Genomic DNA, 21,734 nt, shown 5'->3' with positions numbered 1-21,734 from the left:
CTCGTATGGGGCCCGGTTCTTCATCCGTAGTCGGAGGGGGACTTGCCGAGTCGCCAGTCGCTGGGCTTGTGGCTGCGCATCGATTCCTCGGCAGCTGCGTCAGCGAGGGCCTCCTGATTGCCGCGCTTGTCATCAGCCTGCTGGCGGATACGTCGCTGATCGGCTTTGCTCGTTCGCATGTAGAAGCAGGCCAGATGGAAGAAGCGACCTCCTTCGCACTTAAGGCTCTCACCGGTCGAGAACGCCTTGTCTCGCTTGGCGCACCTGCTTGCAGTCGTCGCGGGCCGCGCCGTCTTGGGCTCGTGCCTGAGAACACCGGCCAACTGGGCGGTGTTTTGCGCGCCCCTCTTCCGCCTCGTCTGCTCACTGCTCCCCCACATCGCAGAGTGAATCGGTCCCCGGCAGCATCATCGCCACCGGACCCACAAACCGCTAGGCCTCGACCTATGTCGGCCGTCAAGCGGCACAAGCGGTGCGGTTCGTTGGCGGGAACAGGCAGTCAGGACATCAATATCTCGACCAGTTCGCCGACCTCCGCCCGCCAGGTGCGAACCTGGTCATAGGTGGGGCCGATCTCGTACTGGTGGTAATGGCACCCCAAGCACAGGTGTGACCAGACGGCGTTGGCGCGGCGAGCGGTATTCGTCACGGTGTAGCAGCGCAGGCACAGCATCTTGGCTCGCGTGGTGGTAAGGGCGAGCCCCGGCACCGCGGCTTCGAGCGTGCGGTCGACGGCGATCTCCAGGGCGGTACGCAGGGCCAGAGAGGCCCCGCGGTGGCGGCCGGCCTGTGTGGCGCGCAGACGGTGACCGGCGATCAGCCGGTCGGCCGTCAGAAGCAGGTCTTCGACGGAGGTGGCGGGGACATTCATCACGCGGTCACCTCCGGCTTGCGCACCTTCTGCGCGATGGCCTCGATCTCGTCGACGAAGCGGTGAGGGTCGCCGATCGCGGTCCCGACGGCGTGGGCTCCGTTCTGGCATCGCTTGATGAAGCTCACCGCATGGGGGCCGCAGAGGACGCGCAGCCTCTGATAGACGTCACCGGTCCGTCCGACGTCGCCGAACAGGGCCAGGGCGGCGACCTTCATCAGCTTGTCGGCGTCGGTGACGGCGGCCTGCAGCGTGTGCTCGGGCCCGCCGGAGCGGTGGTGCTGGATCCAGGCGGCCTCGATGAAGGCGTTCTCCAGGGCGATCCGGCACAGGCTGGGCAGGACGTGGGTCCGTGCCGCCGCGGGCAGGTCAGTGGTGCTGGCGAGGGCCCGCGCGTCGTCGAGCGCCTGCCGTACCGGGTCGGTCACGGCCCTGACCCTCACCTTGGACGACTCGCCCCGCTCGACCTCGAACACGGTCACCGGCAGCTCCTGGCTCGTGAACGCACGCTGGAGCCGGGTGTCGTGGGTGAACACGACCACCTGCCGGTGCTCGCCGAGCTCGTGCAGGACCTGGGCGAGTCCGCCCACCTTGGCGGGGTCCATGGACTGCACGGGGTCGTCGATGACGATGAAGCCGAACGGGCTGTCGGCGGTCGCCGCCCGCGGGAGGAAGAGGGACAGGGCGAGGGAGTGCTGCTCTCCCTGGCTCATGACGCTGAGCGCCGAGGCCTCCTCGCCGTCGACGGAGACGTCCATGACGAGCTTGCGGACGACGGCCTTCTCGCTTCCCCGGAGGGTCACCATCTTCAGGTCGATGTTGCTCTCCTGACGGAGCCGCTCCCAGATCCGCTGCGAGTGGTCGGCGAACCCCTCCATGCGCTGCTCCCGCAGCTCGGTGGAGAGTGCCTTGATCCAGGCGCGGGCCTTCTTGATATGGCTGAGGCGGGGCTTGCCCTCTTCCGCGGCACGGGCGCTCTCCGTCCAGCTCGCCAGGCGGGTGACGAGCTGGCGCCACCGCTCGTCCCGCCTCTCCAGCTCCCCGATGGCGTACTCCTTGACCGCCGCGCAGGCATCAGCCAGCGTCGCTGCGGTCTCGTCGGCGCGCCGTACGAGCTCGCCGGGGTCGGTGATCGTCCGGCAGGCCATCCAGGCATTCCACGGGTCGGCCAGTGCGGCCGGGATGCGCTGGGGCGTCTGAATGAGGTTCTGCACCGCCCGCGAGGCCGACCGCAGCTCGCTGCGCGCGTCCTCGGCGGTCTTCGCCTCGCCGCGAAGGACGGCGATCTGCGCGGCGGCGCTCGCCGCCCACGCCGCGTCCAGGGCGCGGTCCGTGCCGCACACGGGGCACGACTCCTCGTCGGGGTGCCTATTGCTGTGATCCAGCGCCTTCTCGAGAAGGTCGGCGCGCTGCAGCGCCTCTTCGGCACCGGTCAGGCGTACGTCCTCGACGCCGGCGAGCGCCTCGCGCAGCCGGGCCACCGCGAGACCGACCTGTTCCATGTCAGGTCCCTGGACGTCGATCGAGGCGCGCAGTTCGGCGAGGAGGCCGTCGTCGGCAGCGGGCAGCCCCGCAACCAGTGCCTCGAGGGCCTCGAAGTCCGGGCGTCCCGTGGTGTCCATGGCCACGAGCGCCTGCACTGCCCGGTCGTCGTCCTCCAGCGCGTATAGCGCTTCCTTGATTTCCGGTACCTCGTCCTTCGCGGCCTTGACCGCGTCGCCCAGCTCCTTCTCCTGCCGCTGAAGGCGTCCGTCGGCGGCGCTGAGGTGGCCCAGGCCGAGGATCGTGACGATGGCGTCGTACATCTGGGCGGGCTTGCCGCTGATCATGCGATCCAGGTCGACGTACGACAGGAAGGGCCGATAGTCGGTGAGGGCCTGGCTCCAGTCCACCTGGTCGAGGGGGACGCGGCCGTGCCCGGGCCGCTTGAGCTCGCCCTCGGTGTCCGCGAAGTCCTGCCCCTTCCAGGTGCGGGTGAGGGTGCTCCGGCTGGCGTCGCCCTCGATGGCGAGCTTGACCTCGATCTCAGGCTTGGCGCCGTCGTGGAGGTTGCGCCAGTTGCTGCTGCGCGTCGCGTCCTGGCCCTGCCTGCGCATGTTCGTGCCGGTGAAGGCCGTCTCGATGCCCTCGGCGATACTGGACTTGCCGGAGCCGTTGCGGCCCACGACGAGGGTTACGCCGGGGCGGGGGCTGAGGTTGAGCCAGGCGCGCGGGCCGATGCCGCGGAATCCGGCGACGGACACGGAGGCGAGATAGATCCGGCCAACGGTGGACCGTCCTTGGGCCGCACCGTCGCCGAGCGCTTCCTGCAGGAGCTCTTTCACCGGCTCGCCGAGCGCTGCCTGGGCCAGGCGGACCTCCACCAGCTTGGTGATGGACTCGGGCCGAAGAACGGTGTCCGGCGGGGCAGCGGCGAGTGAGGGGTGGGCGAGTTGCTCGTGCGGTTCCGTCGAGGTCATGAGGTGTCTCCAGGTTCCGGTTCTGGTGCGGAGAAGGGTTGGGACACCGGCGCTCGGCGGGGGGCGCGTGGCTCCTGCGGCCGATATACCGACGAGACGAAACCGTAGGAACAGCGAGTCCATGTCGACCTAATGCAGACTGGTAACCCCGGTTATCAAGCTGCCGTCCCAATGGGAATTTCGCAGCGTGGCATTGTGTCGACACCGTTAAGCGGCAAGGTCGGAGGAGCCGTCTCGGTGGGCGACCCGCGTGGCTATCGTGTGTTTGGCACCGCTGGGGGGTAAGGCACGGCAGGGGTGGGGGCAATGAGCGGACCTAAGGCATTCGACGGTGAAGGCTCGGACGTATCGAGCGGGGTGCCCGTGGATGACGACATGATGCGGCTGCGGTACAGCCCATGGGGGGACATGGACGGTGCCCGCGGGTTGGTGGGTGACGTACCGGAGGTTCTCTACGACGTCCAGGGGGCTGCGGACCGGCTTGGCCTGCCGCACATGCGCCAGATTCCGACGGTCGCGCTCGCGGAGGCCCGCACCCTGCCGTCCGGGGTGTACGTGTTCCAGTCGAGGCGGCGGCCGTCTGGTGTCGTATCGGCTGCGCTCGTGCTGAGCAGTGGTGGCGACTCGGTTCCGTCCGACTACAAGCGGCTTCGGGACGTTGACGACGACCACATGCTGCACCGCGCCCTGATGTTCTATCGGGAGTGGAGGGAGAGCGCGCGCAGCGGTGCGTCGGCTGCTCCTGCGGCCCACGCGGTGGGAGACGTCGTACGCGTGGCCGCTCGGGACGGAGTTTTCACAGTCACCGGTGTGCGTGCGGTGCGCGGTGCCGGCCATCAGTACACGCTGCGTGGCCTCGACCGGAGGCCGATCAAGGTCTTCGAGGACGCCCTGGAGGCCGTCGACGACACGTCCGACGAGCCGGAGGACTGGATTCGCGACGCTCCTGTGTCGGCCACGGATACGGCGTTGAGACTGACGCTGGCCAAGCTGAGCACGCCGCTCACCGATACGGTGTACTCGTTCCAGTCGAGCCGTACGGTTTTCCGGCCGTACCAGTTCCGCCCGGTACTCAAGCTGATGAACTCCGACCGCCAGAGGCTGCTGATCGCCGATGAGGTGGGTCTGGGCAAGACCATCGAGGCGGGGCTGATATGGAACGAGCTGGAGCAGCGTACACATTTGGCACGCACGGCAGGGCGGCGCGCTGCCCTTCACTTTCGTGGGCTGGTGGTCTGCCCGGCGGCGCTGGTGCACAAGTGGCGCGACGAGATGAGTCAGCGCTTCGATCGGCAATTGCGCGTCCTCGACAACGAGGGCATGGAGGAGCTGCTGTCGTTGTTGCGCCGGGGCGAGGACGAGCAGCCCTTCGCGGGGGTGGTTTCGCTGGAGCGGTTGCGGCGTGCGGGCCAGCTCACCGAACTCGCCAAGCTCGAACCCCGCTTCGACCTGGTGATCGTCGACGAAGCCCATTATGTGCGGAATCCGGCCAGCAGGAGTCATGCTGCGGTGAGTCAGCTGGCGGACTGGGCCGACGCCTTGATCTTCCTCTCGGCGACCCCACTGAACCTCGGCAATCAGGACCTGTACACCCTTGTCCACCTACTCGACCCGAGCGCGTTCCCCGATTCTCGCGTCTTCGAGAGCCAACTGGAGCCCAATGGCCATCTGAACGGTGTCGCCGCCCGTCTCGCGCAGGGCGCGGGGAACACCCCAGGTGGAGGGAAGGCGCTTCTGCCGACCCTGAAGCGTGTCAATGGGTCGCGGTTCGGGCAACTGGTCACCAGACGACCTGAGTTCAAGCGCCTTCAGCGGATTCTTGATACTTCGGACGCGTTGACGGTGCGGCAGCTGTCCGAGGCCAGGAGGTGCATCGCGGATCTCAATGCCTTGGCTGGCATTGTGACCCGCACCCGGAAGGCGGACACCCCCGATGCGAAGGCGGTGCGACAGCCCGAGGACGTAGAGGTCCAGTGGAGCGTGCAAGAGCGCGAGTTCTATGAGCGGCTGCACGACTGGTGCCTTCAGCGGGCCGCCCGCAGCGGTACGGCTGCGGGGTTCGCCGCGCAGATGTGGCTTCGGCAGGCCGCAAGCTGCATCCCTGCCATGCAGAAGCGGCTGCGGGAACGCTTCCAGGAGGAAGCCGCCGACCACGGGATCGAAGAGGAGCTGCTGCTGGAGGACCACACGGAGAGCGAGATCGCTGCGGATGATGTCGCCCGGGCGGCCGACAACGAGGCCGAGCAGTTGGCACGTCGCCTGCCCGAGCTTCTCAAGCCGCTGCCCGACACGAAGTACGACGCCTTCGTCGCCATGCTCAGGAACGCCCGGACCAAGGGACTTCGGCAGGCCATGGTCTTCTCCTTCTTCACCCGCACCCTGGAGTATCTGGCTGGCAGGCTCCACGATGAGTTTCGTGTGCGGGTCATGCACGGCGGCGTGCCGCAGGAGGAGCGCACCCGCATCATGGCGGACTTCCGGGCTGGGCGCTTCGATCTGCTCCTGGTGAGCGAGGTCGGCAGTGAGGGTCTGGACTTCGAGTTCTGCAACGTGCTGGTCAACTACGACCTGCCGTGGAATCCGATGCGGGTGGAGCAGCGCATCGGCCGTCTGGACCGGTTCGGGCAGAAGCACGAGAAGATCTTCATCTTCAATATGCAGGTGCCGGGCACCATCGAGACCGACATCTTCCAGCGCCTGTACCAACGCATCGGCGTCTTCCGGTCCTCCATCGGAGAGCTCGAGCCGATCCTGCGCGGCAGCCTCCGCAACCTTCAGCGCGTCGTGCTGGATCCGAGTCTCAGCCCGCAGGAGCGCCGCCGTCAGATCGAGCGGATCGAGGTCGCCCGGGTGGACCGTGAGAAGGACATCCGGACCCTGGAAAAGGCCAGGGAGGTCCTCACCGGTCTGGACGATCTCCTCGTGGAGGGCTTCGACGAGGAGAGCCCAGGCCGCGGCCGCTACCTCGGTCCCAAGGAACTGCGGGGGCTGGTGGAGGCGTTCCTCGAGGAAACCGGATACGGCAAGGTGCGGCAGGTTGCGGATGCCGAGGACTTGGTCGACATCACCGGCAGCGCAGAGCTGCGCAAGACCATGTACGACGCCAGCAGCGCGGGAGCCTTCCCGTTCCCCAGGGGCAGCGACCTGATGGCGCGGGTAGGGGGCGGCGCGCAGCAGGCGCTGCGTGCCTGCTTCACCTCCCGTACCAGCACGGAGACGGGTGCACCGCTGCTGAGCGTGCGGCATCCCCTGGTGCGTACCGCGCACTGGTGGTTCGCGGAGCACGAGGGGAGGCTAGGCCGCTACGGCCGGGTACGGGTACCCGGACTGCCGCCGGGGTCCCGCTACCTGGTGCAGGTCACGCTTGCCCGAGTGGACGGTGCCCGTCCCCGCCGCGAGCTGTGGACCACCACCCTCGACACCACTACGGGCAGGGAGGTGCCAGAGGTGGGGACCGCGCTGCTGACCGCCCTTGCCGCCGGCCACCTCGCAGACGTGCCGCAGGCCCTGTCGGCTCGGGTGTCGGCGTCCCTGCCGGGGATCCTCGATGCCGTGCAAGGTCTGGCGGCGGAGAAGGAGTACCAGGCCAAGGACAGCTACGAGGCGGAGAACGACGCCGTGGCGGCGGGTCGGCGCGCGACGGTGGTCGACACCTTCCGCCACAAGATCGAGCAGGCCCGCCGACTCGCCGACGAGGTGGACAATTCATCCATCAGGCGCCTTCACGCCAGCCGAGTCGGTCACCTGGAGACCCAGCGTGAGGCCCGCCTCGCTCAGATGGACCGAGACTCCCGCTTCAGCCTCTCCACCGAGGCGGTGGCGCTGGTGCTGGTCGAGGGCTGACGATCACTGGTGGGGGTGGGAGTAGAAGTCGGTAAATTTGAACGCGTCAGCACCCTGCTGCCCCGGGACCTTGTTCATGGTGCTCAGCTTCACGGAGGTGCGTTCGCCCCCGCGCAGGATCGGCCACCGGTCCACGCGGAAGCGTGACTCGCGGTAGGCGCAGTCCCTTACGTAGATCTCGCCGGAGACCTTCAGCGAGAACGTGAACTCTGTGTACCGCCGCAACGAGACCGGAAGGTGAGGCGTGGGACGGCCGTCAACCAGGAAGTCCAGCGGGTCGCCGTCGACCGACAGGGCGCGCAGCGCCGCGGTGCCGTCCCGGGTCAGGCCGCGGACCTGCGTCTCGTACCGGTAGGCGAGGTCCCTCTCGCGGCGGAAGACCTGTTCCATGGTGTAGAGCGGCTCGAAGGCCGGGTAGAGCGTCTCACGGTGGACATTGCCGTACTCGTCCTGCCACTCCAGCACCAGGTCGAAGCCCGGCCGGGGAAGCGATAGACGGTGGTAGCGGTCGGAGCGCACTACCAGACCGGTCGCGACGGATTCCTCCGGCGCGTCCAGCGACTGGTCGTACTCCACTTGGGCGTGAGGGAAGATGCGTACGAACTCCTCGCGCACGAGGGGGATCTGCGACATGCCGCCGGCCAGGAGGACGTACTGGACGTCGCGGGCCAGTTCCTCCAGGGGCGTCCGGGCGAGTGAGTCCAGGTCCGGTAGCGTCCGGCGGCGCAAACGCCGATCGCACAGGGCGGCTCTAACCTGATGCATTGCCCTGTCCAACTGCGGACGGAAGGCGCGCTCCAGGCGCTCCCGCGTGTACTCCAGCATCGGCAGGGACGTGTAACCGCCGCCGATCGGCACGCTCTGGGTACCGAAGCGCGTATCGGAGAGCAGGACTTTGAGGCGGCGGGCGGCCAGCAGGAGCAGCGACCGCACGGTCTGCGGTTCGGGCAGACGATCGACCGGGAAGCCTGCTGCCCCCAGGTCCCGTTCCAGATCCTCCGCGATCCGGCGGTCCAGGTCGTCGCCGGCCTCCGCGACACCCCGGGCCGACAGGACGGTCAGTTCCGGCTCGGCGTCGTCGAGGTCCTCACCCACCGACATGAGCGCGATGTCGAGCGTGCCACCGCCGTAGTCGAAGACCAGGACGGTGCCTTCAGGGGCGTAACCGTCGCGGTCGTGGAGCCCCTCGGACCAGGCCAGTCCGGCTGCGATCGGCTCGTCAACGATGTTGGCGACGGCCATCGGGATCCCGGCCTCGGTGGCGAGGTACGCCAGCCGCTTGCGGCGGGACCCGTCCCAAATCGCCGGGCAGGCGAGGCGGAAGTCCGCGTCGTCGACCTCGGCCCCGTTGGCTTTCGCCAGCAGCATCACATGCCGCAGCAGGCCCACGATGAGCTGGTCTGGAGTGAACGCCGCCGCGTTGGTGGCGTCCGTTCTGAGCAGCAGCGGCTCGTTCCGTTCGCCGGTGATGTGCTGCTTGACGGAACGTATGGCCCCGGCGCCTCCGGTGGCCTCCGCAGCCTCCCCGAACACCAGCTCACCGCGCGGTGAGGCGGCGACGACACTGGGTATCCAGGCCGTACTGGCGCCGATCGGCACGGTCTCGGCGTAGCTGTGCGGCATTCGCTGGGCCACCAGCGTCGTTGCCGTACCGAAATCTATGCCTACCAGCGGTCTGTCATCGCTCACGCGTGTCCTCCTGAGGGCCGGCCGTCCGACGAACCGGATGGTGCGAACGGCCCCTGTGATCCGTGTCTGACTACGGTTCTGCTCGCCGGACCAGGGCTGGCAGCAGTACGACTTCTTCCTGAGAACCTGCGGCCCGCCAGGCGAATCCCGGCCGCTCGACGACGACCTGCTCCGCCGCGCCGGTCGGTGCCTGATGGCGTGAGGGATCGAATTCGGTCTCCTCGCCGCTGGTGCCGATGTCCACGAGACCGGCCGTCGCCGCCTGGGCCAGGACCCTCCGGTACAAGGCACGGGACGGATCCGACTCGTCCGTCGCGTGCGCCGCCTGGTCGGCAACCTCCGCCAGCACAGTCGCGAGCACTCGGAGCCCGTCGATTCGCGCCTGCCGCAACTGCGCCTGCGAGGCGGCTCGTCCCGTCTGACGCGACTGCCGCAGCTCCTGCTCCCGCCGCTGTGCCTGCAGGGTCAACGCCTCTCCGCGCCGAGTGGCAGCCGCCAGCTCCGCCGTCACGGCATCGAGTCGGGTGCGCAGCTCGGCGAATTCCTCACCCGCACGGTCGTACCGGCGCTCACTGGCCGCAAGATCCTGCTTGAGCTGGTCCCGCTCACTGCGCAGCGCATGAGCCACAGCGCGTTCGCGACTCAGAGCGACGTCGTGGCGGCTGCGCTCCTCGGGAGTGGGTTCCGGTGCACGAGACGGAGCCTCCGCGGTGACCGCGGGTGTTTCAGCTGCCATCTCCGGATCCTGCGCTGGGGCCTCGGCCTCGGCAGGGGCGGCCCTTGTCACGGGCTCGGGCTCCGGCTCCTGTGGTTTCGACTCTTCGCTCAACGCCTCCGGGGTCGGAGCGGCGTCGTCAGTGGCGTTGCCGTCGCCGTCGGCCTCCGGCTCCTGCGCCGGGGCGTCCGTATCGGCAGGGGCGGCCGTTGTCGCGGGTTCGCTCTGTGGCTCCTGCGTCTTCTGCTCTTCCGGTGAGGCATCCGCAGCCGAGGCGGAACCGCTTTCGGCGGAGGAGGAGGCGGTGGGCTTCGCGGCTTCCGACGCGGGAGCGGCGGGCGATTCAGGTTGCTCGGGGTCGTCCGGCACGCTGGCGAGCGATGCCAGGACACGTTTCGCCCTCTCGCGGCCTCCGTCCGGGCGATCCGGAAGTGCCTCCAGCGCCGCCGCCAGATCCTCGGCGCTGGTCGCGGCAATACCGCGCCGAAGTGTGTGCTCGGGCACCGCGGCCAGGACCAAGTCGACCCACTGGCACTCGGGGTCGGACGGGAGCCGCTGCCCGGCGGATCGCAGGAGGAGACCCAGCGCCCGCACAAGGAGTTCCTCCGCAAAGGCTTCGCGTCGCGCGGCGGGTGCCAGGGGGCTTTCGGCGATCGCCCATGGGAGCAGTACGGCGCCGCGACGCAGCAGGTGGTCGGCGCCCGCCTCCTCGGCCTCGAAGCGGGCCATGACCGCCATGACACACGCCTGCGCCATGAGCCCACGCGGTAGTTTCGCCGCCTCGTCGGCTGCGGCGCTGCCCTCCGGGGTCGTCACCAAGCCCACCAGAAGGGGCGTGACTGCCGCAACCGGCGGGGCGCCCGCCTTACCCAGCTTCGGCGACGGCTGGGCCGTCGCGCTCTGGGCGTGGCGCTGGCCCTTCGTCACGTCGGCTAGGAATTCCACGGCCATGGCCAGCACTTTTTGGGAGACGCCCTGGGGGGTGTATTCGTTCATTTCCGTCGGCCATGGGCGCAGAGCCGCCTTAAGCGCGTGAGCCGCGACGCGCTCGTACGTGGCCAGTTCCGACTGTCCGGCGCAGACCGCTTCCCGCAGTGCCTGTTCGAGTCCTCTTTCGCGCTTGGTTGCCGGCGTCGCCAGGAATTCCAAGGCCTCCCGTGCCGGCAGACTCCGCTCTTTCTCGAACGGATCGACCGGCTCATCGATGATCTTCAAAGGACCGTTCGGCTTGCTCTCGGTGACCCGAGGATGTGCAAGCAGGCGTTGACGGATGCGGTTCCACCAAGTGCGGTCGTGTTCACCGGCCAGCCCGAGCCTACGTGTCTCATCCTGCAGTTGTCTGACGGTCACCTCTCCGCCAACCTCTTCGAGGAGTGCCACCAGGACGGGCACGGGCGACTTCGAGAACTCCTTCTCCAGCCGTTGGGAGTCTCTCAGCGCTTGGTACCGCACCGATCCGACCGGTATGACCGTGATGTTGGAGGTCGGCGGCAGCGGGATCCGCTCTCGTCGGCCTCCCGGCCACTCGATGACGGCACTGTCGTCCTCGACCAGGCGGACCGTTCCTACGTACTTTTCGCCTCTAATGCCGTCCTGACGGCGCATCACCAGATATCCGCTTTCCACGAGCTCACACTATCGGTCCGCCGACGGACCGGGCAGGGCGAACCAAGGGACGTTGGCCGTAGTTCTTGACCACGGTTTCGCCGCTACGGTCGGCCTACTCCTGGCCCGCGTCGATGGCGACGTGCTGGACCGATCGGCAGGTGGTGGCCTCCGTCGTGCCCGGCAGTCAGTCGGCGCTGTTGCGCCTGTCGATCTCAGCCTCGGTCATGACCTCCAGGCCAACGACAGTGCAGGACCGGTGAACCGTCTCGATGGCCTGGGAGGCGATCTTGGCCGCCAGTTCGACGGCATCCTCGGCGGTGCCGGCTTCCGTGCACAGGCGCACCGACGCGTTGCCGTTCGGGGCGCAACCAACCGAGGGAGAGTGACCGGCCTCGTGCAGCAGTCCATGCAAGCGGTCCCACACCTCGTCGGGGAGGGCGGGGCCGTCGGCGGCGAACTCGACGTATGCGTACCAGACGGGCATCGACGGGTTCCTTTCTCATGAAGGAGCTCAGGCAACCAGGGGGAACTGCTGGGAGAGGCCGACGGCGAGCAGGCACCGCGTGTGCTGTCCGGAGCCGGCTTGATCGCCGAACTGCTGCCGGACTCGGGCATCAGGCGGCCGCCGGGAGGGGGCGGTCCAGGGAGCCGAGTGAGCGCAGGATCCGCGCTTCCTCCTTGCGGGCCGCGGAGGGCGACATACGCCCGGTGGCGCGGCGGAGGGCGAGGCCGGCGAGGACGTCGGCGGTTTCGTTGAGGTCATGTCCGATGTGCCCCTTGAGCCAGCGGACCTGCACGCGGTCGCGGTGGCGCAGCAGGCGGTCCATGAGGTGCCTGCCCTCCGGGAAGAGGAGCGTGCGGTGGGCCGCTGCCGGGTCTGCGCTGTCCAGGGCCGCGTTCGTCGCCTCGACTGCCTCGATGCTGTCGCACAGGAGGACTATGGGCGCTTCCTCGTGGCGGTCGAGGAGGCTGAGGGCGGCCGTACAGATGCCGATGACTTCGGCTTCGCCGCTGCTTGAGGCCATGGACTCGCCGTGTCCGGTTGTCCCGTCCTCGGCAGCCCAGCCGTAGCCGCACAGCGCGGAGTCGTCACCGACCGCGGCGTCGGCAACGGCCACGACGGCGGTGCCGGGAAGGTCGGTGAGCAGGGCGTAACGGTCCCTGTCAGCCAGGGACGTTGCCGTGGAACGTCCGCCGTCGCCGTCCTCGCGCATGTCGGCGGGAGTGCCGTCGATGAGGATGGTGGCGAGCGCGCGGTGGCACTGCGGGCAGGCGTCGGCCCGTTCAGCGCAGTGTGCCTGGTGCCGGGCGGTCAGCTCACACAGCGCATGCCACAACTCGGGCTCGCCGGCGGCGAAGCGTTCCAGAGCTGCGGCGCGGCACTGTGCGACGAGCTCCGTGAAAGCTCCCGTGGCCACGCATGCCCGCATCCGGTCATGGAGATCTGCGACCCGGAGTCTGGCCTCGCGGGCGCGGGCAGCGAGAACCGCGGCGTCCTGGTAGGCGTCCTCCAGGGCGTCAAGCCGCGCGCGCCGTGCAGGGAGAGGGCAGGCGAGTGCGTCCCGTTCGGCCTGGCCGATGGCGTAGCGACCCCAGGCCAGCGCGGAACGGGCCTGCCGGCTCCACCGTTCGACCACCGCGTCGTGCGGGAGGTACGGGTTCTCATCCTCCCTCGCGTCGCGCAGCAGGGCCTGGACGAAGGCGTCGTCGTGGCAGTCCCGCAGTGCGCGCACCGGTGCCGGCAGTTCGCCGCCTGCCGATTCCTGCTCCCACGCCCACCGGGCGAGGTCGCTTTCGGGCGCCTGCGATGTCGCCTCCGGCAGCCCCCTGTCACGGAGTTCCTTCCGCAGGGCCTCGCCGTAGGCCTCCGGGTACGCGGAACGCGCCACCCGCAGCTCCAGCATGTCCACCGGCCGGGAGAGTCCGGCAAGGCGGCGGGCACGCTGCTCCTTGCACACAGCGTCCGCCTGCGACCGGGCCCGGCGCACCTTGCGCGCGTGCTCCCGCAGCCGCCGCAGCCGCTCGGCGGGCTGGGCCGAGAGCTCCGCTCGCCGGACGTCCCCGCGAGCGAGGACGTCAGCGTGGGCGAGAGCGATGGCGATGGGGCCGACGAGCGAAGCGTGTTCCAGGGCCGCGGAGATCTCCGCGGCGCAGATCCCGTTCATTCGTGCGAGGACAGCCTCCTGCAGGGCGGTGAAGTCCTCGGCAAAGCGACGGACCAGATCCGTGTGCTCGGTGATCGTCACAATGGCCTTCCGGGTCGCGAGTGGTGGTGAGTGGGGCCGTGCGCATGGTGTGACCGGCGTGGGTACGGGCGACCCATGGGCGCTACCTCGGGGTGCGCCTGGTGCGGCGAAGGCGTGAGGCCCCCGGCCGTGCGGGGATGCTGAGGACGCCCGGAAGGGCCCCACCGAAGGACGGTGGCTACCGCACCTGACCCGTGAAGATCGCCGTGCGGTACCAACCCGAGCCAGAGGTGTCCATCGGCATGATCTCGATCTGGACGCTCTTGGCCGTCTTCGCGAACACGCACGCCTCCTTCCAGGTCTGCGACTTGCCCGGCAGCAGGTGCGCGTCCGGCGTGCCGCCGAAACCCGCATCCGTGTCGAAGATCTCGTCGGCACCGTCGGGGCAGGACAAGCTGACCATGCTCAGGTCGAGCGGGGACTTGGAGCCGTTCTGCACAGTGACCGAGAAAGCCAGGTACGCCTTGCCGGACGGAGAGGCGTACTCGCCGGAGGTGCCCCGGCTGAAGCCGCTCAGGTGCGCCTGGACACCGTTGTTCCACGTGGCGATCTTGTCCAGCGCGACGGTGATGGTGTCACCGTCGGAGTCGTCCTGGGTGTCCTCGGTGTCCTGGGCGCTCTGGCCGTCCTGCGAGGCGCTGACGGTGGCCGTCGGCGTCGCGGTGTCGGTCTCGGTGCCGCCGATGGTGGAGCAGGCGCTCAGGGAGCAGCCCACGGCCACCGCGGTCACGGCGAGGACGATCTTGCGCGGGTGGGTCATGGGCGCCGCGATCCGCGCGACGAGCGCTGAAACACCGTGGGTGAGCCACGCTCCGCCCCGCGACGGCTTCTTCCCGGCCAGCGGCTGCGCGTAGGCAGGGGGCATCTGCGACACGGCACCGCAGCCGGCGGCCCGGCCGGATCCGTCGGGCTGCTGGGGAGTGGACGGCGTGGAAGGCGTACTGGTCATGGCAGGGAACCTCCAGGTCTTCGTGCAATGCGCACGCTGGCGTGTGGCGATGCAGGCAAAGGTGCCCCGCATTGACCGTGGAGGTCATGAAAGAGTCCGATAACCGGGGTTATCAATCATGCGGTAAGCGTGAGTTGGCGAGTAATGGCAATCCACGATGTGCCGGAGCGACCGCAGACGACTTCGTCCTCGCCACCACCAGCCTCTGGCAACTCGACCCCGCAAGGGCTGGCAGGTGGACGCCGCCTGAGCGCACTCCACCGTGCGCCCCTGCGCGCGTCTTGACAGACGGCGCAGCTCACGTCGTTCACGGGGACGAAGCGAATGCTGATGGAGACGGAGTGGAGGAACCGCAGGACGGATTTCTAGCCATCATCCTTGTGGCAGGAATCGTGATCCTTGAGTTGCCTGAGCTGCTTCCGGACGACGCCGAAGACATCTCGTCGCTTCTACGGGAGGCGTTGCTCGTCGCACGCAGGCTGGGTTACGGCGACGATTGGGAGGAGGCCGCCGACCGGCTCTGGGAGCTCATGGTCGCTGAACCTGGCCTGCGCAAGCGCGTCGACGTCCTGGTCCCCGCCCTGGTGGAGGATCGCGGCGGTCCGCCCAACCAGGGGGGCGGCTTCCTGCCGGGCGATCCCATCCCGTTGCCCTACAGCCGGCATGCCTGTACCGAGTGCACCTGGGTATGGCCGGTGTTGGACGTCGGCGACCCCGAGCTCCCATGTCCCCGGCAGGATCTGCCCGACGTGGTCATTAGCCTCGCCATGGGTTTCGTCCAACTCGGAGTGGCAGGAGTCGTCGCAAGCCAATGGGCGGTCGGTGGACTCGCCAACTCCCTGATCACCGCCCAGTTCTACCTGGAGTGGCAGTTGTCGGGTCTCTCTCCTGCCGAGTCCCTGTGCACCGCGCAGCGATGGGTTCGGGAAACCATCAACCAGGAGAAGATCGAGTGGCTGTGGCCCGCGCACGGCGATCCGGAGCTGCCTACAGCGACGACCCGCCTGTTATGGCGGGAGTTGGTGCGACGCCCCTCCGAGGGCGTGGACTTCGCCCATCCGGCGGACTCGGCGGCCTACTCCCACATGGCCGCGTGGCTGCCGGGACCGCCTCGGGGGTACGGGCACATGCCGGCATTCGGTTGATCGCGCTTGCTTTCGCCTCGTCCGGACTGAAGCCAGAGGCCACCAAGAAGGCGCCTGCTTGGCCCCAGTCCGGACAGGTGCGCCGGTGAGGCGTCTACTGCGCGTGGGCGGTCAAGCCCGTCGCCGACTCCGCTATTGCCCCGGACGCGGTCAGGGATTCGATGTCCTCGAGCAGGACGGTGCGGATGTCCGGGCCGACACGGCTCCAGCCGAAGAAGCGGGCGGACTCCTTCACGAGTTCCTCGACAGTGATGCCGGGAATCTCCGTGACGAGACCGGTCAGGGCCGTGTGCCGCTCGGCGATGGGAACGTGCTCGACCTTGCGGGGCTTTTCAATCCCGGGACGTCGGGCCAGAACCTGCTTCCGGCGTGCCAGGTCGATGAACTGACCGTCGCTGACCGCCTGCCTCTTGCGTACCAAGGTAGTGACCGCGCTGGAGATCCGGTCCTGGATCACCTTGCCGGAACGGCCCTTCTGCCAGGCGTCGCGCACCCGGGAGTACAGCACCTCTATGTGGATAGGGCCCTCAGCGTTGAGAATCCTGTGCACAAGCTCGACGAGGGCAGTCGTGGCGCCAGGGTCGGTCAGATCCAGGCCCCTGCTGCGGTGCTGGGTGGCCAGGGTCTTTTGGAGCTGGATCAGCTCGGACTCGCTCAGCCTCCGGTAGTTCGTGCTCCAACTCGACTCGGGGGCATCGTCGGCCTCGACGGTCACGAACTCCGTGACCGGCTGAGCGGTGACCGGACGTGTGTCGCTGGCGGTCGCCACGGATTCAGATCGTGCGATCTCAGGCGTGCCTGCTGCCACGGTGTGATCGGGAATCCGCACCGTGCGGTCGGAAACCGGGCCTGCCGCGATGGCCTGTTCGACGCCCTGCCTGAGCCGTGCCTCGGCCTCGGCGCGGTTGCGGTACCAGTCCGTGCCCCAGATCCGGTGCAGGCGCCACCCGAGACCGCGCAGTACCGACTCGCGCAGCCGGTCCCGGTCCCGCGCCGCACGTGACGAGTGGTACATCGCCCCGTCGCACTCGACGCCGAGGGCGTAGACGCCGGGACGTCCGGGATCACGGACGCCGAGGTCGATTCGGTAGCCGGCCACCCCTACCTGGGGCTGAACTTCGTAGCCCCAGCTTGTGAGGACCCGGTACACCTCCTCCTCGAAGGGACTCTCGGTCTCTGCAGTGGGATCAGCGTTCGCGACTTCCAGCACCGCAGGTCCGGACTGTGCGTACAGAAGAAAGCGCTTCAGGTGCTGCACGCTCGGATTGCTCTGATCCGGCAGCTGCCCGCCGTCGAAGGAGGCCACCACCTCCATGCGCCTGCGTGCCCGGGTGGCGGCGACGTTGAGCCGACGCCATCCGCCGTCCTTGTTGATGGGGCCGAAGTTGCCATGGGGCCTTGCCCCCGGTGCGCTGGGGCCGTAGCCGATAGAAAGGATCATCACGTCGCGCTCGTCGCCCTGGACGGTCTCGAGGTTCTTCACGAAGAAGCCGTCCAGGCGGTCCTCGTTGAAGTAGCGGTCCAGATCGGGGCGGCCCGCGCGGGCGTTCTGCACGGCCTCCTCGATCGCCTGAGCCTGGGCCTGGGACAGGGCCACCACGCCGAGACTGAGTCCGGGACGGGTGGCGAAATGGTGGATGACACGTTGGGCCACCGCATCGGCTTCGATGCGGTTGTCGCGACGCCCACCGCGGTCGTAGACGCCGTCGACCTTGAAGAAGGCGACGCCGATGTCGTTCCCCTCCTCCAGGGCACCGGGGAAGGTGACCATGGAGTTCTCGTAGAACGACCGATTGCTGAAGGTGATCAGGTCCTCGTGCATGGAGCGGTAGTGCCACCGCAGAGGAATGCTGCGGATCACGCCACTCGCCTTGCCGACGTCCAGAATGGACTCGAAGGTTCCGCTGTCGTTGGTCCAGTCGTCATCGTCCTCGTCTTCGTCCGAGGCGCTGAAGAAGGAGGTCGGCGGCAGCTGCTTCTGGTCGCCGGCGACGATGAGGGCGTCACCCCGGTACACGCAGTTGATCGCATCCTGTGGCCGCACCTGGGACGCTTCGTCGAAGATCACTACGTCGAACCGGAAGTCGGCGGGCAGGAACTGGCTGACCGTAAGCGGGCTCATCATGAAGCACGGCTTGATCAACTTGACGACGTCGCGGGTCCGGCCCAGCAGTTCACGAACCGGCATGTGCCTCTGCTTGAGCTGCGACTGCCGCAGGATCTCCCCCGCCTGCCCCCCGGACGACAGACGGCGCGGGCGGCGGGCGTTGCAGGCCTCGATGACCGTCGCGTGAGCGGTCTCCACCAGCTGCCGGTCGAGGGCCTGGAAGCGTTCGACGAGCTGATCGCGGTCGGAGGCATTGACGGGACGCAACCGGGGGTCCTGGGCCAGCTGCTCCTCGATCCAGCTCTGGAGGACGGCCCTTTCGACGGTGTCGGGGAACTGCTCGCCGTCGATGCCTCGGTCTGCGCACTCGCGGACCAGTGCTCCAAGATCGAAGCCGCGCAGATGCTCGAGGTGTGTGCAGTGGTCGCGCCACTCGTCGGGGCCCTTGGTGTCGTCATTCAGAGCGCGCAGTGCCAGTTTCGCCGAATCGAATGATTCTTCCAGGCGGGCCCGGAGCGCACGTCCGGTCTCACGCGAGAAGTACTCGACCAACTGGGCGCTGAGGCGTTCCCAGTCCGAGAACTTCCGAGCCACCCCAGGGTCGGGGTCAGCCTCGCACAGCAGGTGAGCGGCCTCTGCCCGCAGTGGTGCCGATTGGCGGCCGTCCGCTGCCCGTCGTGCCCGATGCGCCCAGTCGAGCGCCGTGTGCAATGCGGCGGAGTCGGTGTCGGCTCCCTGATAGAGCCCGCCGAGCAGCTCGCGGTCGGCCTCCTCGTTCTTCGCAAGGGTGGACTCGGCACGGCGTGCGGCCACTACAGCGGCGATCACGTCGCGGCACTGCGCGAGGCTGATGTCCGAATCGTGTCTGCCACCGTCGGCGAGCACCCGGCGTACGGATCGGACCAGGGAGGCCGCATCCTCAAGGGGTGCCAGGTGGGCCTGGAACCAGTCGGCCGCATCGGCGACCGGGCGAGTCGACAGCTCCGCGCACGTGCCGGCCAGGGTGTCGCGCTCGGCCCAGCGTCGCCACGCGGACAGGTGGGTGCGGAGCTTCTCGGACTGCCGCAGCAGCTCCGGAGACGTCACGCGGCCGTCGGCCAGCTGCGCCGTCAGCAACACCCGCCGCGTGACGTCCGCCAAAGTTTCCGGCGCCAGAGCGTGGAGCCGGTCGGCAGTGTCCAGCGCCGAAGCGAGGGCGCCCAGGTCGAGCGGCACGAGGTCGCCGTACCGCCCCAGCACGCGGTGGCCTTCGGACACGCTTTCGGAAACTTCGGGTGCCTGGATGCAGTCGACAGCGTGGAGCAGCAGTCGATCCATCGGAATCTGTGTGTCCAGGCCGTTCCGGAGCTGGTCGAGAGTGCTCTCGAATCCGTTGTAGTGGCTGCCGAGAAGCCCTCGGTGGGCCTGCTCTTCCGATTCGAAGGCTGCTGTTGCCGCGCGTGCCTCACGGACGGTCTCCACTGCCTCACGAGCCTGCGCCACCGTGAGCCGCGGCACCGAGTCGGTCTCCTGACCGGTGCCGCGGACGCCCTCCACTACCTCGAGAAGGGCGATCGCCTGATCCAGCGGACCGGTGTGGGCTCGCAACCACTGCGCCAGCCCGTCGCAGCTGTGGTCCGTCAGCGCCGTACTGTCGAGCTGCAGATACGGCAGGTCGAAGCCGGTTGCCCAGCCGGCGAGGGTCTTGCGCAGACGCTGTCCGAGCTCATCCAGCTCCGCGTCCGCCGGAGCGCCGTCGGCCAGGTGGGCGGCAAGCCGTGAACGTGCTGCCGGATCCGCGACGGTGTCCGGGGCGAGGCGGTGTATCTCGATCGCCGCGTCGACGGCCGAGCGCAGCACGTCCGGTGTGCTCATCACCGTGTCCGCGTACCGGCCGAGCAGCTCGCGGTACTCCTCGATGCGTTCCAGCAGCCGGTGGTGTTTCTCCCGCCAGTCCAAGGCCCGGTCGAGCCGGTCCGTCAGTTCTCCGTTCCAGGTTTCCCGGACGGTCATCGCAGCCGCGCGCCGGCGGTCGGCGCGCCGCTGCCCGGAGAACAGGGTGCCCAGCGGATTGCGCTGCGCGGCGAGACGCTGCGCGAGCTCGGGGAAGTCCTCGGCGTCCAGTACGGCCGTGGTGAAGTCCTGCTCCGCGACGTTGCGTGCGGCGCCCAACTCGCCGACGAGGGTGGCTATGTCGTCCGCGGCGTCGCGGAGCGAGAGGAGGGTCTGCGGATCGAGCCACTCGGCGAGCGGACGGTGGGGTGTGCGGGTCAGGTCGATGAGAGCGCACAGTTCATCGGCCGCATGGGTGCTGGACGGCACCGTGACTCCGAGGCTCCGTGCCGCCCGATCGGCGTCCTGCTGCGCCGAGGCAAGCGCGCTGGCACGGTCGCCGAACAGCGCGCGCACATGGACCGCCTGGTCACGAGTGAAGGCCGAGAGATCCAGCCCGGCGGGCTGGAGCCTGTCGAGTGCCCGCTCGCTTGCAGGTGCTTCGGGACGAACGGCGTCCGGCAGTTTGTCCCAGGACATGCCGAGCCGCGACACCGCGGCCTCCCGGGCCTGCCGGGTGCGGGCACCCGCCGCGGCGAAGCCAGCCAACGCCGTGGTGGCCAACCGGTCGGCTGCGGCGTGTGCCTGGTTTAGCACCCGAGGGTCGAACCACTCAGCCGGAGGCCGGTGTCCGGCCCGGGCGAGTTCGACGACCGTACAGACGTCCAGCGCCTCGGCGTGGTTCTGCGGGTAGGACAGGCCGGTCGACGAGGTGATCGCGCGGAGCTCCCGGTCCGCCTCGGCCATCTCGTTGGCGATCAGGCTGAAATCGTCGAAGGCTCGGAGGATGGGGTCCTCGGTCCAGTTCAGGATCGGGAATCCGGCGGGGCGCAGCGCGGCCAGTTCCTGTTCTTCCTGACCGGGTGCGGGGTTGAGTCGGGGGGAGATCTCCTGCCAGAGCGGACCGCCCAGCCGCTCGGCGAGCCGCTGGGTGCGCTGGGCCTCCCGCAGGCGCGGCCGGAAGGCGTCGATCCCGGCTTCGATCGTGTAGGCGTCCTTGACTGTCAGCCAGTGCTCAGGAATGTTCGGCCGGGAGGGCAGGGTGGCCAGCAGGTCGATCAGCCGCCTGGTCTCAGCGTGGTCCGTGATGGGCGCGCCGGTGGTGCTGAGCGCCTGGTAGTCGGCGACGGCCTGGACGAGGTCTGCGAGCGCCGCGGTGACCTGCTCGAGCATCGGCCGCGGGTGCGGTCGCTCGGCGCGGAGCCCGCGCCAGGCGAAGTGGGGGTCGGCCGCGGCGCGCCAGGTGTCGGCGATGCCGCGCGCCGTCCGCAGGATGTCCGCGAGCCGTTCGCCGTCGAGTCGCCCGGCCTGGAATCCGCTCCGCGCCGTTCCGGAGGCGCCGGCAGGCGTGAGGTAGGCGACGGGCGCGTCGGCGAGCTGGGCGACCCGGCCGATCACGTCATGGAGGCTGCGCTCCAGGGGATGCCTCGACTCGTTCATGGCTGCGGCGTAGTCGGACAGCGATTCACGAACCTTCTTGGTGTCGCTCAGCACGTATGCGGGCAGCTTCGGAGCCTTGGGTTCCTCGGTGAGGGCCTTGCCGAGCTCTTGTGCCACCGCCTTGCGGCTGGTGCTGTGGCTGTGGAGGGCGAAGGCGTACGAATCGAGGCCTACGGCTTTGAGACGGCTGTGGACGACGTCGAGCGCAGCAGCCTTCTCACTCACGAAAAGGACGCTGCGGCCTGCGTGCATGAGGCCGGCGATCATGTTGGTGATCGTCTGGCTCTTGCCGGTGCCCGGCGGGCCGTCCAGGACAAACGACCGGCCTTCGACGGCCGCGGCGATCGCCTGCCGCTGCGAGGCATCCGCGTCGAGCACCAGCGGGCTGTTCTCCGGCGGGCACAGCTGGTCGATGCGCTGGAGGTCCGCCTCTTCGAAGTCGAAGCGCTCGGGCGCGAACCCGGCCGACGGCCCCAGAGCCACCGCGCGGACGAGGTCGCTGCCAAGGAGGGCGGCCTCGTTGTCGACGAGATCCTGGTACATCGCCTCCTTGTGCGAGGCGAACAGCGCGACGACACCACGCCCCTGCACGTCCCAGCCGGCGTGGGACGAGGTAACGGACCGGGCAGTG

The 21,734-nt window shown here is 68.8% G+C and carries 11 protein-coding genes; 2 read left to right on the top strand and 9 right to left on the bottom strand.

The features are described 5' to 3' along the window. Positions 1-20 precede the first annotated feature (20 nt). From AC3EUJ_RS16205 to AC3EUJ_RS16195, 3 genes are all read right to left on the bottom strand, one after another. A complete protein-coding gene (locus tag AC3EUJ_RS16205) occupies positions 21-323 on the bottom strand; it encodes a hypothetical protein (protein ID WP_488180962.1) in 303 nt (100 codons plus the stop codon). A gap of 176 nt (positions 324-499) precedes the next feature. After that, entirely contained in the window at positions 500-871 is a 372-nt protein-coding gene (locus AC3EUJ_RS16200; protein ID WP_431961928.1) for a hypothetical protein, read from the bottom strand. Further along, positions 871-3,330 carry an AAA family ATPase gene (locus AC3EUJ_RS16195; protein ID WP_431961927.1) on the bottom strand — a complete coding sequence of 820 codons (2,460 nt, stop codon included), beginning with the start codon at positions 3,328-3,330 and terminating at the stop codon, positions 871-873. Before AC3EUJ_RS16195 ends, AC3EUJ_RS16200 begins: the two co-directional genes overlap by 1 nt. A gap of 306 nt (positions 3,331-3,636) precedes the next feature. Here AC3EUJ_RS16195 and AC3EUJ_RS16190 point away from each other — a divergent pair, with 306 nt between their 5' ends. Next, a complete protein-coding gene (locus tag AC3EUJ_RS16190; protein ID WP_488180961.1) occupies positions 3,637-7,173 on the top strand; it encodes a DEAD/DEAH box helicase in 3,537 nt (1,178 codons plus the stop codon). Positions 7,174-7,176: 3 nt separating this feature from the next. Here AC3EUJ_RS16190 and AC3EUJ_RS16185 read toward each other — a convergent pair whose 3' ends face one another. The 5 genes from AC3EUJ_RS16185 to AC3EUJ_RS16165 form a co-directional block, all read right to left on the bottom strand. Next, the gene (locus tag AC3EUJ_RS16185) at positions 7,177-8,862 is read right to left on the bottom strand and encodes an Hsp70 family protein (RefSeq protein ID WP_431961925.1); all 1,686 of its coding nucleotides are present in this window, start codon (positions 8,860-8,862) and stop codon (positions 7,177-7,179) included. A 70-nt stretch (positions 8,863-8,932) separates the two neighbouring features. Next, positions 8,933-11,203: a hypothetical protein gene (locus tag AC3EUJ_RS16180; protein ID WP_431961924.1), complete on the bottom strand. Its 2,271-nt coding sequence runs from the start codon at positions 11,201-11,203 to the stop codon at positions 8,933-8,935. Positions 11,204-11,369: 166 nt separating this feature from the next. Continuing rightward, positions 11,370-11,669, bottom strand: a complete 300-nt coding sequence (locus AC3EUJ_RS16175; RefSeq protein WP_431961923.1) for a hypothetical protein — start codon at positions 11,667-11,669, stop codon at positions 11,370-11,372. 130 nt (positions 11,670-11,799) lie between these two features. Continuing rightward, the gene (locus tag AC3EUJ_RS16170) at positions 11,800-13,431 is read right to left on the bottom strand and encodes a hypothetical protein (protein ID WP_431961922.1); all 1,632 of its coding nucleotides are present in this window, start codon (positions 13,429-13,431) and stop codon (positions 11,800-11,802) included. Between the two features lie 178 nt (positions 13,432-13,609). Beyond that, the gene (locus AC3EUJ_RS16165; protein ID WP_431961921.1) at positions 13,610-14,380 is read right to left on the bottom strand and encodes a hypothetical protein; all 771 of its coding nucleotides are present in this window, start codon (positions 14,378-14,380) and stop codon (positions 13,610-13,612) included. Between the two features lie 341 nt (positions 14,381-14,721). Here AC3EUJ_RS16165 and AC3EUJ_RS16160 point away from each other — a divergent pair, with 341 nt between their 5' ends. Then, a complete protein-coding gene (locus AC3EUJ_RS16160; RefSeq protein ID WP_431961920.1) occupies positions 14,722-15,525 on the top strand; it encodes a CHAT domain-containing protein in 804 nt (267 codons plus the stop codon). Between the two features lie 94 nt (positions 15,526-15,619). Here the strand turns inward: AC3EUJ_RS16160 and AC3EUJ_RS16155 are convergent. Continuing rightward, a partial coding sequence (locus tag AC3EUJ_RS16155; RefSeq protein ID WP_431961919.1) for a DUF3320 domain-containing protein occupies positions 15,620-21,734 on the bottom strand: 6,115 nt, incomplete at its 5' end.

It is taken from the genome of Actinacidiphila sp. bgisy160 (assembly GCF_057707815.1).
This window is presented reverse-complemented; position numbering and strand designations above follow the sequence as displayed.

Coding starts and splice junctions, on each gene's coding strand:
- AC3EUJ_RS16200 (WP_431961928.1), bottom strand. CDS start 871: ATGAATGTCCCCGCCACCTCCGTCGAAGACCTGCTTCTGACGGCCGAC.
- AC3EUJ_RS16195 (WP_431961927.1), bottom strand. CDS start 3,330: ATGACCTCGACGGAACCGCACGAGCAACTCGCCCACCCCTCACTCGCC.
- AC3EUJ_RS16190 (WP_488180961.1), top strand. CDS start 3,637: ATGAGCGGACCTAAGGCATTCGACGGTGAAGGCTCGGACGTATCGAGC.
- AC3EUJ_RS16175 (WP_431961923.1), bottom strand. CDS start 11,669: ATGCCCGTCTGGTACGCATACGTCGAGTTCGCCGCCGACGGCCCCGCC.
- AC3EUJ_RS16165 (WP_431961921.1), bottom strand. CDS start 14,380: ATGACCAGTACGCCTTCCACGCCGTCCACTCCCCAGCAGCCCGACGGA.